A 1,307-nucleotide genomic window follows, 5' to 3' on the forward strand; every position below is an offset into this window, starting at 1 on the left:
CGGACGCCGTGGTGGGGGCGTCCAGGTGCACCCGGGCCCGCAGCTCCTGCTCGGACTCCGTCGTCTTGCCGACCCGGGCGTCCTTGAACGCCCGGACCTTGGCCAGCAGGCCGTCGTTTCCGCTGGTCTCGGCCGTCTTGTCGACGTCGCGGACGCCCGACAGGGCGGCGTGCCGGATGCACCACGCGGCCGACAGGACGATGCCGCCGAGGAACCAGGCCAGGGCGATGTCCCGCTGCCACGGCCGGACCGCGATGGCGAAGACTGCCCAGGTCAGGACGGCGACGACGAACACCGTGACCATGTTCCGGGTGTCCTGGCGGCGTACGGACCACGTCTTCCAGGTCTGCACGGCCAGGTACCCGAAGCCGATGGTCAGGAACGCCATCCACAGCTCGCTGTGGCCGCTGAAGGCGATGGCGACGTGCAGGACGAGGGCGAGCGGCCAGACGGCCGCCACGATGGCCCACGGCAGCACGTAGGACACGATGCGCTCAGGCACCCGGAACAGACCGAGAACCCGCAGGTGGGGCGCGTGATTCGACATGTCGTCCACCGCCCTTACACCACGGAGAAGCCGCCACGGCGGCCCCCGCTGGGACGGCTGACCTTGCGCTCGCCCTCCAGGTCGTCCAGCAGGCCCTCGAACCGCCGCCACGCCTTGGTGGCGTCGGCCGCGCCGGCGACGCAGGAGTTCGCCAGGTGGTCGAGATCCTTGCCGATCCGCCGCAGCGTGTCCGCCAGCTTCAGGCGCTGCGAAGGCGTCATCCAACCGTCCTTCGACTGCTTGGCCTGGGCCCGCGCGGACGCCTTGAGCTGGCCGTTCGCCAGGTGAGCAGACACGGCGAGGTAGTTCAGGATGGCCCGGTACGCCTCGCAGAAGGCGTGCAAGTCGTCCTGGTTGCCCAGCTCCATTTCACCGATGGACTGGGCGAGCTGGGCGATGTTCTGGTTACGCGTCCCGCCGGACGGCCGGGAGACACCGCTGGTCTGCGGCTTCCTCGGCTCGGAGGGCAGCGGGTGGCCCTGGCTGCTCAGTCCCCGCTTCTTCAGGTCTTCCGGGGACTGGCCCTTCACGCGGCCCTGCGCGCTGAACGGGTTGTCGGGGTGATTGGTTCCGATCGTGCTCATTCCTGGTTCCTCTTCCTTGGTCAGATGGGCGAAAGCCCTACCGGAGTTGTCCCCAGCAGAGCTTTACCTAAATCAAGGGTCTCGCGGTATGGCCGGAAGCGCAATGCACCTTTTGGCCGGGGTGCTTTCGGGGCCGGTGCCGAAAGGCTTGCGGCCGGTCGCTCTCGGCACGCTTG

2 protein-coding genes are annotated in these 1,307 nt (G+C 68.8%); both read right to left on the reverse strand.

The window, feature by feature from the left end; all coding sequences use genetic code 11:
• Positions 1 to 547 (reverse strand): hypothetical protein (locus ACWCV3_RS28935; protein ID WP_451230330.1); only part of this gene is annotated, 547 nt, incomplete at its 3' end.
• A 14-nt stretch (positions 548 to 561) separates the two neighbouring features.
• On the reverse strand, positions 562 to 1,131 hold the full coding sequence (locus ACWCV3_RS28940) for a hypothetical protein (RefSeq protein ID WP_451230333.1): 570 nt from the start codon (positions 1,129 to 1,131) through the stop codon (positions 562 to 564).
• Positions 1,132 to 1,307: the final 176 nt, after the last annotated feature.

This window comes from Streptomyces sp. NPDC001781 (assembly GCF_053596035.1).